Below are 15,604 nucleotides of genomic sequence, written 5' to 3' on the forward strand. Positions count from 1 at the left end.
GCCGGGACTCCTGCGCCGGGGCCCGCCGGGAGGCGCGGCGGCACGCACGTATGCTGCCGTCGCGGGAACAGCAGTGCGTCACGGCGACAGGGAGACCTCGTGAGAATCGGTTGCATCGGGCTCGGCGACATCGCGCAGAAGGCGTATCTGCCGGTGCTCACCGCCGTCGCCGGGGTCGAACTCCATCTGCAGACCCGCACCCCGGCCACGCTCGACGCGGTCGCCGACGCCTACCGCGTCCCCGCCGAGGGGCGGCACGCGACCCTGGACTCGCTGCTCGACGCCGGGCTCGACGCGGCCTTCGTGCACGCCCCGACCGCCGTGCACCCGCAGATCGTCGAACGGCTCCTCGACGCCGGCGTCGCCACCTATGTCGACAAGCCGATCGCCTACGAGCTCGCGGACTCCGAGCGGCTGGTCGACCTCGCCGAGGAACGCGGCGTCAGCCTCGCCGTCGGCTTCAACCGCCGCTTCGCCCCCGTCTACGCGCAGTGCGCCGAGCGCCCGCGCGAGCTGATCCTGATGCAGAAGAACCGGGTCGGGCTGCCCGAGGACCCGCGCACCATGGTCCTGGACGACTTCATCCACGTCGTCGACACCCTGCGCTTCCTCGTCCCCGGCCCCATCGAGCACACCACCGTGCGGGCCCGGATCGCGGACGGCCTGATGGAGCACGTGGTGCTCCAGCTCTCCGGAGACGGCTTCACCGCGATCGGCCTGATGAACCGGCTCAACGGCTCGACCGAGGAGATCCTGGAGGTCTCCGGGCAGGACGCCAAGCGCCAGGTCCTCAACCTCGCGGACGTCGTCGACCACGAGGGCCGGCCCTCGGTGCTCCGGCGCGGCGACTGGGTGCCGGTGGCCCGCCAGCGCGGGATCGAGGGGTGCGTCCACGCGTTCCTCGACGCCGTGCGCCGGGGCGAGGTGGTCAGCGCCCGCGACGCTCTGGCCACCCATGAGCTGTGCGAGCGGGTGGTCCGGGAGGCTTCGGAGCACGCCTCCTGAGGGCCCGCGCCCCCTCGGCGGCGCACAGCGCGGCCAGCGCCGCCAGGGCCCCGTACACCGGCCAGTCGCCGAACCGGCCGTAGAGGGTGTCGCCGCGCGCCAGCGGTACGTCGAACACCCGTGCCGCGCTGTCGTCCGTGCCGAGCGGGCGGCCCAGCGACTCCCCGCGGGGCCCGTACGCGGCGCTGACGCCGGTGAGCGTCGCGTGGACGGCGGGGCGGCCGTTCTCGGCGGCCCGCAGCGCCGCCAGCGAGGCGTGCTGGGCGGGGGCCCAACTGTCCTGGAACGTCGAGGTGGCCGACTGGGCGACGAGCACCTGCGCGCCGTCGCGGACCAGCCGCCTGCTCATGTCGGGGAACGCCGACTCGAAGCAGACCAGCGGACCGGCCCGCAGCCCCCGGCCCCCGCCGTCGGGGAGCGTCATCACCACGGGGCGGTCGCCGCGCAGCCGGTCCTCGCCCGCCGCCCGGCCCACGGAGGTCGCCCAGCCCAGCACGCCGCGGGCCGGGACGTACTCGCCGAACGGGACCAGCCGCATCTTGTCGTACCGGTCCCCGGTCGGCCCGTCCGGCCCCACGAGCACGGCCGACTTGAAGATGCCCGACCGCCCCGAGCCGTCCGTCTGCCGGGCGTCCACGTTGACCAGCAGGTCCGCCCCGACCCGCCGGGACAGCTCCGCGAGCCGCCGCGCGGTCCGCGGGCTCTGCCACGCGCCCGCCCCGATGCTGCTCTCGCCCCACACCACCAGATCGACGCCCCGGCCCTCCAGCGACCGGGTCAGCTCCGCACCGCGGTCGAAGCGCCGCGCCACGCTGCCCGGCCCCTCGATGACGCCGGGCTGCACCACGGCGACCCTGACCGTGCCCGTCGTCCGCGGTCGCGGGGCCCACGCCCACACCGCCGCGACCGCCAGCGCGCACGCCACCAGCGCGGCCGCCGCGGTCGTCCGGGCGGCGGGCGCGGTCAGCAGCAGGACGACGCCGGTGTTCACCGCGAGCACCAGCAGGCTCACCAGCCAGACCCCGCCGACCGAGGCGACGCGCAGCGCCGGGGCCACGTCCCACTGGCTCGCGCCCAGCAGGCCCCAGGGCCCGCCCAGCCCCTCCCAGGAGCGGACCAGCTCGATCATCAGCCACCCGCAGGGCACGAGGACCACGGCGGCGGCGGCCCGCCGCGCGGAGGGCGCGCCGCCGAGCAGCCGGGCCGCCAGCACCCCCCAGGGGGCCCAGAGCAGGCCGAGCAGCGCGGCCAGCAGAAGGATGAAGACATGGAGGCTCGGCATCAGCCAGTGGTGCACGGCGAGCACGAACCCCGTCCCGCCGATCCAGCCGTCCAGCGCCGCCCGGCGGGCCGTGCCCGCCCGCCGGACCAGCAGCAGCCAGGGGACCAGCGCCCCGTACGCCCACCACCAGAGGCCGGGCGCGGGGAAGGCGAGCGCCGGGAGCGCCCCGGCGAGCAGCACCGTGAGCCCCCGCCCCCACCGCGAACCGGCGGACCGGGCGCGGGCGGACGGCCCGCTGCCCGCCTCCGGCCCGCCGCCGGGGGCGGGCGCCCGGTCCGGGCCGGTCGTCGGGCGTCTGCCGGAGATCCGCATACCGTGCCCTCCTCGTCCCGCGCGGGCGGTCGCCGTCGCCGGGTCCACCTCTGTGTACCCAGTGTGGGGGCGCCGGTCCCAGGGCGGCCGGGGAGCGCGGCCGGGCGGGGGGCGCGCGGCGGCTCGTGCCCGTACCGGGCGGAGCGACCGGACCGATCGCGCCAGGGCCCTCGACGGCCGGGGCGCCGGTGGGGGAGCAGCCGCACGAGCCGGTCCCGGCAGACCGCCCGGCCGCGGGGGTCCCCGGTCAGCAGGGGACGACGGCGACCGGCCCCAGCGCGTGCGTGAGGGTCGTCTGCGCCACGGGGGACAGCCCGAGGCCGAGCGACTCGCCGCCCTTGCGGCGGCCGACCACCGTGAGGGCCGCCGTGGCGGACGCGGACACCAGGGTGCGCGCGGCGGAGCCGTTGACCGGCTCCCGCACGACCTCCACCTGGGGGTACCTCCCGTGCCGGCCGGAGGTCAGCTCCGCCAGGGTGCGGGCGGCCGAGCCCGCCGCCTCCTCCCGGTCCAGCACCGGACCGCCCGCGAGCAGCGAGGAGAACATCGTCCAGCCGTGCACGATCCGCAGCCGTGCGCCCGGCCGGGTGGCCGCGGTGGCGAACGCGAACTCCAGGACCGACTCACTGCTCTCGTCGGCGGCCACCCCCGCGACGATGTCGGTGGAGGCCTCCGCCTCCGCCGGCCCGCCGTCCTCCTCCGGCCGCCCGCCCCGCACGACCACGACCGGGCAGCTCGCCATCGACGCGGTGGCGAGGCTGTTGGAGCCGATCATGAGCGAGCGGAAGCCGCCGAGCCCCCGCGAGCCCACGACGATCATCGAGGCGTCCCGGCCGAGCGCGACGAGCGCCGCCGCGGGGAAGTCCAGCGGGGCCAGCGTCGAGGGCCGCAGCTCCGGCGCGATCACCGCGCAGCGGCGTACGGACGCGGCCAGCAGCTCGTCCGACTCGCGCCGCCGCGTCTCCTCGTCGACCTGACGGGTGCGCGGGCGGACGTGGACGATCCGCAGGGGCAGCCGCCGCCGCACGGCTTCGTGCGCGGCCCAGTCGAGCGCCTGCCGGCTGGGCGCCGAGCCGTCGACGGCGGCGATCACGGGAAGATCATCAGTGGTCATGCCCCGAGCGTACGTCTCCCGGCGCGGGGGCTTGTCAGTCGTGGTCGTGCTCGTGCGTGGAGGAGGTGTCCTCCGGAGGGAGACTGCGCCCGCCGTCGTGTCCGCCGGCCACCACCACGACCAGGGCCGCCACGACCCCGAGGACCGCGAGCCGGCCGCCGAGCCGCAGCGCCCAGGCCGTGCGCGCCCGCGCGGTGGCGTCCGGTCGGGCGGGCAGCTTCTCGGAGCGGCGGGCGGGCCGCAGCAGCCGCAGGAGCAGCAGCGCGGCGATCGGGAGCTGGAGCAGCCAGACGCTGGTGCGGAACCAGCCGTCGTACCAGACGTTCGTCCCGTACAGCAGGGTGTGCCAGACGCTCAGGACGTACACGGCGATCACGCAGCGGTGCAGTACGCGCCAGGTGTGGGGGCCGATGCGGTGGCGCACGTAGAAGAGCAGGCCGAGCGGGATGGCCAGGTAGAGGGCGGCCTGGCCGACGGGGATGGCTATCCGCCCGGTCCCCGAGTCGTAGCCGCCGGGGACGAAGACCTCGACGAAGGCGGTGGCGAGGGCCGAGTTCCAGGAGGCGGTGTCGTGCCGGACCAGCTCGGCGCCGAACAGCAGGGCGTGGGCCGCGATGAGCGCGATGGTGTTGAGGCTCGTGGTGCGGTGCAGGCGCTCCAGCCGGGGTCCGGACAGCGGGAGGCGGGCCGGGCGGGGCCCGGACAGCATGAGCCCGAGGACGACCGTGCCCCAGGCCCACAGCAGCGCGGACCAGCCGAACGCCTGGCTGAGGAAGTAGAGCCAGAAGCCGCCCGCGTCCGCCATGAACGGCATCACGGTGACCGTGGAGGAGGTCTTGTTCCGGATGCGCACGTACAGCAGGGCGAAGACCGCCGCGGTGATCAGGAGCGCCACCAGCCCGTCGGGCCAGGAGGCGCGCAGGTCGGAGCGGAGGGTGGGCCGCGCCTGCCGTCCCGGCTGCCGGGGGCCGGGGAGCGGGTCGGCCGCCGGCGCCGCGGTCGCGGGGCGGGGCGGGGCGGTGGTCCCGGACGCCTCGGCGGCCGCTGCCGGTTCGGGGGCGGGGGGCGGATTCGTCATGCGGCCTTCTTCGGGGCGGGCGTCGGCTGGTGGGGCGGGTGGGGCGCGGGCCGGCGGGGGTGGACAGGGCGGCCCGGCCACGGGGCGTGGGCGGGCGCGTTGTCAGAGCAGTCGGGCGCGGGACGGGAGAAGTTCCCGGCAGGTTCGTGTGATGTGAATCACGACCTGACGTATCGGGGGCAAACGAGCGAACTGCGACTGTTCCGGCGACCGGTGGTCTTCTCGCGGGGGTGGGTGGGACTGGCACCATGGCGGCCATGGGAGCCGGAACCGCACTCCGACTCGGCCGCACCGCACTGTTCGCGTTGGTGTGCGTCGCCGTGTCCGGGCTCGGCCACGCGCTGATGTCCGATGCTCCCCTGCCGCTCCTCGTCCAGGCCGCGGCCCTGCCGGCGGTGTTCGGCGCGGGATGGCGGCTGGCGGCACGCGAGCGGAGCGCTGCGGCGACCGTCGCGGCCCACGGGCTCGGCCAGGTGGGGCTGCACGCCTTCTTCTCCGTCGCCGTCGCCTGCACGACGCCTGGGCGGGGAGCGCATCCGCCGGGCGGGGCGCGCGGTGCGATGGGCCACTTCGCCCACCAGGCGCCGCCCGGCGGCTCCCTCGGACCGGCTGACCTCCTGGCGGCCTTCGACGGCTCGGCGTTCACCGCGGGCATGGCCGCCGCCCACGCGCTGGCCGGCCTGGTCTGCGGCTGGTGGCTGTGGCGCGGCGAGGTGGCCCTCGCCCGGCTCGGGCGCTGCCTGGCCCTGTTCGTGGCGGCGCCGCTCGCGACGGCCCGCCGCCTGTGGGCGGCGACGCCGCCCGCCCCGCTGCCGCCCGCCCGGCGACGCGCCCGCCGCAGACCCGGTCGGCGCCCCCAGGACCTGCTCGCCCTGCACGCGATCTCGCGGCGCGGACCGCCCCGCCTCCTCCGTCTTCCCTGACCCCGCCCGCCTCCCGGCCGCCGCGCCCCGGAGGCGGTACGGGTGTGCGCGCCCGCGCCCACCCGTGACAGGCATGGCCGCTTCCCCGATGCGCTCGGGGACCGGCCGTCGGAGCCGTGCGCTCCGCGACGACGCGAAGGACCGCTGTGATACGTCCCGCCCCCGCCTTACTCGCTCCCGAGCCCCCGGCCCCCGCGCCGCCCGCCGCCGGGCCCTCCGGCCCCGCCCCGCTCACCCGGCCGCCGGCACACCGGGCGGGCGCCGCCGGTCCGCCAGGGCCCCGCACCCCCTTCGTCCGGCAGAACGACGGGCAGATCACCGACTGGGCCCTGGCCGCGGGCGGCGGCGACCGCGAGGCCGCCGAGCGCTTCGTCCGGGCGACCTACGAGGACGTCCGCAGGTTCGTCGCCTACCTCAGCGCCGACGTGCCCGGCGCCGACGACCTGGCCCAGGAGACCTACCTGCGGGCGCTGGGCGGGCTGGCCCGGTTCGCGGGACGCTCCTGCGCCCGGACCTGGCTGATGTCCATCGCCCGGCGCGTCGTCATCGACCGGCACCGCACCGCCGCCGTGCGCCCCCGGACCGCCGACACCGCGGACTGGCAGAGCGCGGCGGAACGCGCCCAACCCCGCCACCTGCCCGGCTTCGAGGAGTCCGTCGCGGTGCTGGACGCCCTGCGGCGGCTGGACCCGGCGCGCCGCCAGGCCTTCGTCCTCACCCAACTGCTGGGCGTCTCCTACGAGGAGGCGGCGGCGCTCGCCGGGTGCCCCATCGGCACGGTGCGCTCGCGCGTGGCGCGCGCCCGCCGCGACCTGGCCGGCCAGTGGCGTACGGAACCGGCCGACGCCGCACCGCCGACGGAGTCGGCCGCGCGGCGGTGAGCGAGCGCGTCCGGGCCGGGCCCGCCGGGTCCGGCCCGGACGCGCGTTCTCAGGCGGGCCCGCGGCCCCGACCGGTACGGCGGTGGAGCAGCAGCGCCGGCAGCAGCAGGCACTGGAGGCAGACCGCCGCCCAGAACGCCCGCGCCGAGCCCGCCGCCTCCGCCGCCCCGTACAACTGGCCGCCCACCACCCCGCTGGCGAACGCGCCGATGCCCGCCGCCAACCGCTGGCGCCCGAACACGGCGGCCGCCGGAGCCGCCGAACGGGCCAGCGCCTCCAGGTCGTTCCTCAGGAAGAGCACGACCTCGCCCAGGCACAGCAGCGCCCCGCCCACCGCGATCCCCGCGTGCCCGCCGACGCCGATCGCCGCCATGCCCGCCGCCATCGCGCCGAACCCCCACCGCAGCGCGCGCGGGTAGCCCAGCGCGGCGACCCACTCCGCGAGCAACGGCTGCGCGACGACGAGCAGGGCCGCGTACCCCGCCAGAACGACCCCGTAGAAGGCCGCCGAGGTCCGGGGGACCGCGTACAGCGCCAGATAGTGCTGGAAGAACATGAAGGCGTACACGCTCGCCACGGTGACCAGGAACGGCGAGGGGCCGGAGCGCTGCTCGGCGGGCCCGCGGACCGGGTCGGGAGCGGGCGCGGCGGGGGACCGGTGCCCCGCGCCCGGCGGCAGCAGCGCGTGCCCGGCTCCGACGAGCGCGAACAGCGCGGTGACGCACGCGAACAGCGTGCCGGGCGAGCCCATGACCAGGGGCGCGGCGACCGGCGGGCCCAGCGCCATCCCCGCGTTGAACGCCGAACCGCTCGCCGACAGCAGCCGGGGCCGCTCCGCCCGCGACGCCCCGTCCACCAGGTACGCCTTGTTCGCCGGGAGGTACAGCGCCGCGCCCGCCGACACCAGCAGCAGCGCCCCCACGGCGAGCACGGGGTCGGCCAGGCCGGGCACGAACGCGGCGAACCCCGCCGTGCGCAGGGCCAGCGCCAGCAGCATCGAACGCCGCAGCCCGATCCGCCCGGTCACCGGCCCCGCGACCACGCCCCCGGCGAACTGGATCAGCGAGGCGACGGCCAGCACGACGCCGACCGTGCCCAGCCCGAGGCCGAGCCGCCGGTGCAGCAGCACCGACACGTAGGGCAGCACGGCGAAGCTGCCCAGCGTGATCAGGAACGACCCCGCCAGCAGGAAGCGCTGGGCCCCGGTGAACGCGGGATGCGCCGTCCGCCCGCGCCCCGCCCCGGCCGCCGGCCGTGCTCTCACCTCTCCGGGCTCACGGCGCCGGGGCGACGACCGGCCGGACCCGGACGGCGGCGCTCCACGCGCGGTGCTGGGCCAGCTCGGCGGTCCGGGCCCCGGCCAGCACGATCCCCGTGCACCCCCGCTGATCGTTCACATGGGCCACGGTCTCGCCGGGGTCTCGGGTGGGGAACCACTCCACCGGGCCGGGGAAGGCGGCGAGTTCGTCGAGTCCGAGCCAGCCCTTCAGCACGCCGGGCCGGTCCGCGTACACCAGCACGAAACCGTACGCGGGCCCGGCGGCATCCAGCGGGGCGTCCAGCAGCGCGGGCCGCCGGCCCAGCGCCTCGTCCATCATCGCCGTGTACACGTTGGTCCGAAGGGTGCGGCAGAGCACCTCGCCGACCAGCGCGCCGCCGATCCGGCGGTTGATCTCCACCAGCTCCGGACCGTCGGCCGTCAGGACGAACTCCACGTGGGCGAAGCCCCGGCGGTGCCCGGCGCACTCCAGGACCGGGCCCACCCACTCCTCGATCCCGGCCCGGTCCTCGTCCGGCAGGGCCACCGGAAAGGCCGCCGCCTCCTCCCGCACCACCGCCGACCGCGACGTCTGACGGCTCAGCACCCCGAGCAGCCGGGTCGTCCCGTCCCAGCTCAGGGTCTCCGCGCTGTACAGCGGCCCGGCCAGGAACGCCTCCGCGAACAGCGTGCCCGTCAGACGCTGCTCCGCGGCCTCCGCCAGCACCCCGTGCAGCGCCTCCTCGTCGTGCGCGATCCACACATGGCGCGAGGAGGTGCCCGCCGAGTCCTTGAGCACCGCGGGCAGCCCCACCGCCCGCACCACCTCCCCGGCGCCCTCGGGACCCGGCGGCACGGCCACCGCCGTGCTCCGGCTGTGCCCGTGCGCGTGCAGCGCCTCCCGTACCCGGCGCTTGTCCCGCAGCAGCCGCACGGCCTCCGGCGCGGGACCCGGAAGCCCGAACTCGGCGGCCAGCGAGGCGGCCGCCACGCCCCAGGTGTCCGTCGTGTTGATCAGCCCGGCCAGCTCCGGCACGGCGGCCAGCGCCCGGCGCACGGCGTCCTCGTCGCGGGTGTCGACGTCGACGACGGCCAGCGCGTCCGGCGGCAGCGTCGCCAGCTCGTGGCGGTAGACCGAGCGGTCGCCGGTCAGCAGGCACAGCCGGTGCCCCGCCCCGGCGGCGGCCTCGGCCATCCGGCCCAGGCCGAAGGACAGGGACTCCAGTGCGGCGATCGTCATGGCAGCAGCTCCGCGGTCGGTACGGGCGAGGGGGAGTCCTGAGCGGCGTGCCGGGCGGCCCGCGGGGCGGCGCGTCGGCCCCACTCCATCACCGACCACGGCGGCCGCAGGGCGTCGAGCGAGGCGATGGCGCGGGGCCGCAGCCCGGCCGGGTCCAGGGCCTCCGCGTGCCGGGCGAACACCCGCTCCGCGTACCGGTGCCCGGTGTCCGCGCCCAGCACCACATGCAGCCGTCCGGGGTCGCTGGCCGCTTCCCAGGAGGCCGCCAGATGGGCGGCGCCGGTGGACAGCCCGGCGAACACCGCGTGCTCCCGCAGCAGTCCGACCGCACCGGCCATCGCGTGGCGGAAGTCCATCCAGTGGACGGTGTCGTACAGCTCGTGGTGGACGTTCCCGAAGGGGATGGAGCTGCCGATCCCCGCGATGATCGCCTCCGGGTCGCTGAACTGCTCGCTGCCGAAGGTCACGCTGCCGAACGGCTGGACGCCCACCAGCCGCACCGACCGCCCCGACGCGCGCAGGGCGCGCGCCAGCCCGCCGCTGGACGCGCCGGTGCCCACCGCGCCCACCACGGTCAGCGGCCCCTCGGGCAGCGTGGCGGCGAGCAGGTCGGCGAACTCCCGGTAGCCCTCGTGGTGGACCGCGTCGTGGTACTGCCGCATCCAGTGGAAGTCGGGCCGCTCCGCCAGCAGCCGCCGCACATGGCGCACCCGCAGCTCCTGGTCCAGGCGCAGGCTCGTCGACGGCGGCATCGCGTCCACCGTCGCGCCGAGTATCTCCAACTGCGCCCGCATCGTGGCGTCCACGGTGGTGGACGCCACGATGTGGCAGCGCAGCCCGTAGCGGTGGCAGGCCATGGCGAGCGCCAGGGCGTAGATCCCGCTGGAGCTGTCGACCAGGGTCTGGCCGGGGGCGATCCGGCCCCGCCGCAGCAGCGAGCGGACCGCCCCGAGCGCCGCGTACACCTTCATCGTCTCGAAGCGGGCGAGGACGACGTCGCCGCTCAGCCGGATCAGGTCCGGGGTCTTCACGGCGTCCGTGATGTGCTCGTGGACCGTCGCGGCGGCGCGGCGCGCCCCGGCGTCCGCCCCGGCCCTCACGCGCGCCGCCCTCGGACGATGAGCCGGTCCGAGTGCTGGTCGTAGCCGGACCCGTCGAACCCGCCGAAGCACTCCACGTCGGTGAAGCCCGCGCTCTCGAACAGCGCGTGCAGCTCGGCCGCCGAGTAGAGCCAGGAGGTGATGGACGCCGTACGGGCCGACGTGCCGCGCACCAGGGTCCAGTCCGTGCGCAGCCGCCGCCAACTGTCGAGGACGGTGTCGCGCTGGAGGACGTACGAGCCGTCCGGCAGGTCCACCGCCTTGGGCCGTCCGATCCACCCCGCCAGCACCTCCTTGCCCATCACGTCCACCAGCAGGCGGCCGCCCGGCGCGAGGCTGTCGTGGGCGTTGCGGAGCACCTGGAGGTTGTCCTGCGCGTCGTCGAAGTAGCCGAACGACGTGAACACGTTCAGCACCGCGTCGTACGCCTTCGGCTCGGTGTACGTGAGCATGTCCGCCCGCTCCAGCCGCACGTCCGCGCCCGCCGCCGCGCAGGCGGCACGGGCCGCGTCGAGCATGGTGGGTGACAGGTCGACGCCCGTCACCTCGTACCCCCGCGCGGCCAGCGGCACCAGGAACAGGCCCGGCCCGCAGCACAGGTCGAGCACCCGTGACCCCGGTGGGAAGTCCAGCAGGGGCGATGAGGCGACCAGGGCGGCGGCGGACTCGACCCGTGCCTGCGGGAACATCGTCGGGGCGAAATCGGACCAGAGCGCGTCGTCCTCGTACCAGTTCATGCCTCGCGGCCTCCTCCCGGCCCGGCGGTACCGGGGCCTCGCGTGCGGATCGGCCGGGACGTGCCTGTCGACCCGGCGCCGCTCCAGTAGTCGGCCGGCCGAGCCGGGAAGTTCCCGCGCGCCTCACCGGCTCCGGCGGGACGCTGTGCAGCCGACGTAACCGGCCCCGTCCGCCCGGTGACATCGCCGGGTAACCGGGCCTTCCTACATTCGGGAGCGCCGGCCCCGCCCCCGCCTTCCGCGAGGGGCGCGGACGACCGCCCCGGGCGGCTTCCCGGCGCCGCCCGCCCCGCGAAAGGCCCCGCCCATGACCGTGCCGACACCGCCGCCGGACGCTCCCGCCGCCGACCGGGTGCGCACCGTCTGCTCGTACTGCGGCGTCGGCTGCGGGATCGTCCTGGACGTCGCCACCGACCGCACCGGCCGCCGCAGCGTGGTGAAGGCATCCGGCGACAAGCGGCACCCGGCCAACGCCGGCCGGCTGTGCACCAAGGGCGCGACCGGCGCGGACCTCCTCGCCGCGCCGGGACGGCTGGAGACCGCCCTGGTCCGGGCGGCGCGCGGCGAGCGGCCCGCCCCGACCGGCAGGGACGCGGCCATCGCCGAGACCGCCCGCCGGCTGCGGGCCGTGATCGACGCCCACGGGCCGGACGCGGTGGCGTTCTACGTCTCCGGGCAGATGACGCTGGAGGCCCAGTACCTCGCCAACAAGCTGGCCAAGGGATTCATCCGCACCACCGCCGTCGAGTCCAACTCCCGCCTCTGCATGGCGAGCGCGGCCGACGGCTACAAGCTGTCCCTCGGCGCGGACGGCCCGCCCGGCTCCTACGAGGACTTCGCCCACGCCGACGTCTTCCTCGTCACCGGCGCCAACATGGCCGACTGCCACCCGATCCTCTTCCTGCGCATGATGGAGCGGGTGAAGGCCGGCGCCAAGCTGATCGTCGTCGACCCCCGCCGCAACGCCACCGCCGCCAAGGCCGACCTCCACCTCCGCATCCGGCCCGGCACCGACCTCGCCCTCCTCAACGGGCTGCTCCACCTCCTCGTCGAGAACGGGCACACCGACCCGGAGTTCATCGCCGAGCACACCGAGGGGTGGGAGCGGATGCCCGCCTTCCTCCGCGACTACCCGCCCGCCGCCGTCGCGGAGACCACCGGCATCCCCGAGGACGACATCCGGCGGGCGGCCCGCTGGATCGGCGAGGCCGGCGCGTGGATGAGCTGCTGGACGATGGGCCTCAACCAGAGCACCCACGGCACCTGGAACACCAACGCCGTCGTCAACCTGCACCTGGCGACCGGCGCCCTGTGCCGACCCGGCGCCGGACCGTTCTCGCTCACCGGCCAGCCCAACGCCATGGGCGGGCGCGAGATGGGCTACATGGGACCGGGCCTGCCCGGCCAGCGGTCGGCGCTAGTCGAGGAGGACCGCGCCTTCGTCGAGGACCTGTGGGGGCTGCCGCGCGGGACGCTGCGCGCGGACGCGGCGGGCGGCGGCACCGTCGACATGTTCCGGCGGATGGCACGGGGGGAGATCAAGGCCTGCTGGATCATCTGCACCAACCCGGTCGCCTCCGTCGCCAACCGCGACACCGTCGTCGAGGCCCTGGAGACCGCCGAACTCGTCATCACCCAGGACGTGTTCGCGCGGACCGAGACCAACGCCCACGCCGACATCGTGCTGCCCGCGGCGCTCTGGGCCGAGTCCGAGGGCGTGATGGTCAACTCGGAGCGCACCCTCACCCTCTCCCGCCGCGCCATCGACCCGCCGGGCGAGGCGTGGCCGGACTGGCGGATCATCGCCGCCGTCGCCCGCGCTCTGGGGTACGAGGACGCCTTCGCCTACACGAGCGCCGAGGAGGTCTTCGAGGAGATCACCCGCGCGTGGAACCCCCGCACCGGCTACGACCTGCGCGGCGTGACGTACGAGCGGCTGCGCGGGACGCCCGTGCAGTGGCCCAGCGCCGCCGCCGACGGCCCCGCCCGCAACCCCGTGCGCTACGTCAACGACGGCGTCAGCCAGCACCTGGCCGTACGGCCCGACGGCACCGTGCCCAAGCTCGCCTTCCCCACGCCCGGCGGCCGCGCCGTCTTCCACGCCCGCCCGCACCTGCCGCCCGCCGAGATGCCCGACGCCGACCACCCGTTCGTCCTCAACACCGGGCGGCTCCAGCACCAGTGGCACACCCTGACCAAGACCGCCAAGGTCGACCGGTTGAACCGCCTGGACCCCGGCCCGTTCGTCGAGATCCACCCGGAGGACGCCGCCGCCCTGGCGCTCGCGGAGGGGGACGGCGTGGAGATCGCCTCCCGGCGCGGCCGCGCCGTGCTCCCGGCCCGGATCACCGACCGGGTGCGCCAGGGGGAGTGCTTCGCCCCGTTCCACTGGAACGACCTCTTCGGCGCAGACCTGAGCGTGAACGCCGTCACCAACGACGCGGTCGACCCGATCTCCTTCCAGCCGGAGCTGAAGGTGTGCGCGGTGCGGCTGACGAAGACGGCCGCACCGGTGCTCGCCCCCGCCCTCCCGGCGGCCGGTGGCCAGGAGGCGAGGCGGTCCGCGCTCAGCGCCGCCTTCGGGCTCGCGGACGCCGCCGCGCCCGTCGGTGGAGGCCAGGAGGCGAGGCGGTCCGCGCTCAGCGCCGCCTTCGGGCTCGGGGACACCGCCGCGCCCGTCGGTGGAGGCCAGGAGGCGAGGCGGTCCGCGCTCAGCGCCGCCTTCGGGCTCGGGGACACCGCCGCGCCCGTCCTCACCGGACCGGAACGCCGCTACCTGGCCGGATTCCTCGCCGCCCTCGACGCCCGCCCGGTCGGCACGCCGGTCCTGCCGGACCACGCCCCCTTCGCCCCGGACCACGCCCTGTGGGTCAACGGGGTGCTCGCGGGCGCCTACTCCCGGCTCCCCGCAGACCGGACCCCGCCACCGCCGGCCCCCGCACCCTCGCCCGGCCAGGGGGCGGACGCGCCGGACCGCCCGGTCGTGGTGCTGTGGGCCTCGCAGACCGGCAACGCCGAGGAGGCCGCCGCCTCGGCCGCGCGCACGCTGACCGCCGAGGGCCACCGCGCCACCCTCCTCGCCATGGACGAGACGTCACCGGAGGCGCTGCCGCGCCCGGCCGACCTGCTCGTGGTCACCAGCACGTTCGGCGACGGCGACGCCCCCGACAACGGCGCCGCCTTCTGGGAGGCGCTGAACGCCCCCGAAGCCCCCCGCCTGGACGGCGTCCGCCACGCCGTCCTCGCGCTCGGCGACTCCTCGTACGACGACTTCTGCGGCCACGGCCGCCGCCTGGACGAGCGCCTCGCCGAACTGGGCGCGCGGCGGCTCGTCCCGCGTACCGACTGCGAACCGGAGTACGAGCAGAGCGCCGAACAGTGGCTCAAGGAGGTCCGCGCCGCACGCGAGACGCCGACGGACCAGGAGCGGGGCGACGGGGCGCGAGCCCTCGCCACCCCCTTCCGCACCAACGCCCCCACGCCCCCCGCTCCCCCCACCGCCCCGGCCCCCGTCACCGCGCTGCTCACCGGGAACCGGCTGCTGAGCCTGGGCGGCGCGACGAAGGAGGTCCGCGCGCTCACCCTCGACACCCGGCACGCGGAGAGGCCCCTCGTGTACGCGGCGGGCGACGCCCTCGCGGTGCAGCCGCGCAACTGCCCCGACCTGGTGGCCGAATGGCTCGCCGTCACCGGTCTCGACCCCGCCGAGGAGGTGGACGTCCCCGGCCACGGCCCGGTCGCGCTCGGCGAGGCCCTGCACCGCCACCTCGACATCGCCCGCATCACCCCGGACCTGATGCGGCTGGTCGCCGAGCGCACGGGGGACCGGACCCTGAGGAAGCTGCTGCGCCCGGACAACCGGGGCGAGCGGGACCGGTGGGCCTGGGGCAGGCAGGCCGTCGACCTCCTCGCCGAACACCCTGTCCGCGCCGCCGCCACGACCTGGGCGGACGCCCTCGCGCCCCTGCGCCCCCGGCTGTACTCCCTGTCCTCCAGCCCCCTCGTGGACCCGCACCGGTTGCGCCTGACCGTCTCCGTGATCCGCTACGAGAGCCGCCGCGGCCGGGCCCGCAAGGGCGTCGCCTCCGCGTTCCTCGCCGACGCCGCGCCGGACAGCCCGGTGCCGGTCTCCGTCCGGCGCAACGACCGCTTCCGCCCGCCCGCCGACCCCGCCACCGCGATGGTCATGGTCGGGCCCGGCACCGGCGTCGCCCCGTTCCTGGGCTTCCTGGAGGAGCGCCGGGCGCGGGGCGACTCGGGCGGCAACTGGCTCTTCTTCGGCGAGCAGCACCGCGCCACCGACTTCTACTACCGCGACGAACTCGACGCCCTGCGCCGCTCGGGCACGCTCACCCGGCTGGACACCGCGTTCTCCCGCGACCAACGGGCCAAGGTCTACGTCCAGGACCGGATGCGCGAACACGGCGCCCAACTCTGGTCCTGGCTGAACGAGGGCGCCCACCTCTACGTGTGCGGCGACGCCTCCCGCATGGCCAAGGACGTCGACCGCGCCCTGCGCGAGATCGCCATGGCGCACGGGAACCTGGACGCCGAGACCGCCGCCGCCCGCGTCAAACAGCTCGCGTCGGAGGGCAGATACGCGCGCGACGTGTACTGACCGGCGAGGGCGGCCGCACAGGCGTCCGGCCCGGCCCCACCGCACGGGGCGGTGGG

General features: G+C 76.4%; 11 protein-coding genes. 4 read left to right on the forward strand and 7 right to left on the reverse strand.

Going from position 1 to position 15,604, the window contains the following annotated elements:
• Positions 1–99: 99 nt before the first annotated feature.
• Positions 100–1,005 (forward strand): Gfo/Idh/MocA family protein, encoded by a 906-nt coding sequence (locus tag ACZ6EJ_RS06725; protein ID WP_469265051.1) that lies wholly within the window; start codon positions 100–102, stop codon positions 1,003–1,005.
• On the opposite strand, the gene lnt is transcribed toward ACZ6EJ_RS06725, so the two are convergent.
• The 3 genes from lnt to ACZ6EJ_RS06740 all read right to left on the reverse strand — a co-directional run bounded on the left by lnt (position 929) and on the right by ACZ6EJ_RS06740 (position 4,791).
• Positions 929–2,599 (reverse strand): apolipoprotein N-acyltransferase, encoded by a 1,671-nt coding sequence (gene lnt, locus ACZ6EJ_RS06730; RefSeq protein ID WP_469265052.1) that lies wholly within the window; start codon positions 2,597–2,599, stop codon positions 929–931. The two genes, ACZ6EJ_RS06725 and lnt, sit on opposite strands and share 77 nt — an antisense overlap.
• A 247-nt stretch (positions 2,600–2,846) precedes the next feature.
• A complete protein-coding gene (locus ACZ6EJ_RS06735) occupies positions 2,847–3,713 on the reverse strand; it encodes a universal stress protein (RefSeq protein ID WP_469265053.1) in 867 nt (288 codons plus the stop codon).
• A 34-nt stretch (positions 3,714–3,747) separates the two neighbouring features.
• Entirely contained in the window at positions 3,748–4,791 is a 1,044-nt protein-coding gene (locus tag ACZ6EJ_RS06740) for a ferric reductase-like transmembrane domain-containing protein (protein ID WP_469265054.1), read from the reverse strand.
• A gap of 257 nt (positions 4,792–5,048) precedes the next feature.
• On the opposite strand from ACZ6EJ_RS06740, the gene ACZ6EJ_RS06745 reads away from it, so the two are divergent.
• Positions 5,049–5,714 (forward strand): hypothetical protein, encoded by a 666-nt coding sequence (locus ACZ6EJ_RS06745; RefSeq protein WP_469265055.1) that lies wholly within the window; start codon positions 5,049–5,051, stop codon positions 5,712–5,714.
• 314 nt (positions 5,715–6,028) lie between these two features.
• The gene (locus tag ACZ6EJ_RS06750) at positions 6,029–6,595 is read left to right on the forward strand and encodes a sigma-70 family RNA polymerase sigma factor (protein WP_469265134.1); all 567 of its coding nucleotides are present in this window, start codon (positions 6,029–6,031) and stop codon (positions 6,593–6,595) included.
• Positions 6,596–6,644: 49 nt separating this feature from the next.
• On the opposite strand, the gene ACZ6EJ_RS06755 is transcribed toward ACZ6EJ_RS06750, so the two are convergent.
• Genes ACZ6EJ_RS06755 through ACZ6EJ_RS06770 form a run of 4 tightly spaced genes read right to left on the reverse strand, consistent with a single transcriptional unit; the run spans position 6,645 to position 10,930 of the window.
• Complete coding sequence (locus ACZ6EJ_RS06755; RefSeq protein ID WP_469265056.1) at positions 6,645–7,859, reverse strand: MFS transporter; 1,215 nt, start codon at positions 7,857–7,859, stop codon at positions 6,645–6,647.
• Between the two features lie 10 nt (positions 7,860–7,869).
• Positions 7,870–9,093: an ATP-grasp domain-containing protein gene (locus ACZ6EJ_RS06760; RefSeq protein ID WP_469265057.1), complete on the reverse strand. Its 1,224-nt coding sequence runs from the start codon at positions 9,091–9,093 to the stop codon at positions 7,870–7,872.
• Positions 9,090–10,193 (reverse strand): pyridoxal-phosphate dependent enzyme, encoded by a 1,104-nt coding sequence (locus ACZ6EJ_RS06765; protein ID WP_469265058.1) that lies wholly within the window; start codon positions 10,191–10,193, stop codon positions 9,090–9,092. The genes ACZ6EJ_RS06760 and ACZ6EJ_RS06765 overlap by 4 nt, the downstream gene beginning before the upstream one ends.
• Positions 10,190–10,930, reverse strand: coding sequence for a class I SAM-dependent methyltransferase (locus ACZ6EJ_RS06770; protein ID WP_469265059.1), 741 nt, complete (start codon positions 10,928–10,930; stop codon positions 10,190–10,192). The genes ACZ6EJ_RS06765 and ACZ6EJ_RS06770 overlap by 4 nt, the downstream gene beginning before the upstream one ends.
• Positions 10,931–11,237: 307 nt before the next feature.
• Here ACZ6EJ_RS06770 and ACZ6EJ_RS06775 point away from each other — a divergent pair, with 307 nt between their 5' ends.
• Positions 11,238–15,548, forward strand: coding sequence for a molybdopterin-dependent oxidoreductase (locus ACZ6EJ_RS06775; RefSeq protein WP_469265060.1), 4,311 nt, complete (start codon positions 11,238–11,240; stop codon positions 15,546–15,548).
• Positions 15,549–15,604 lie beyond the last annotated feature (56 nt).

This window comes from Streptomyces sp. NPDC041970 (assembly GCF_055588985.1).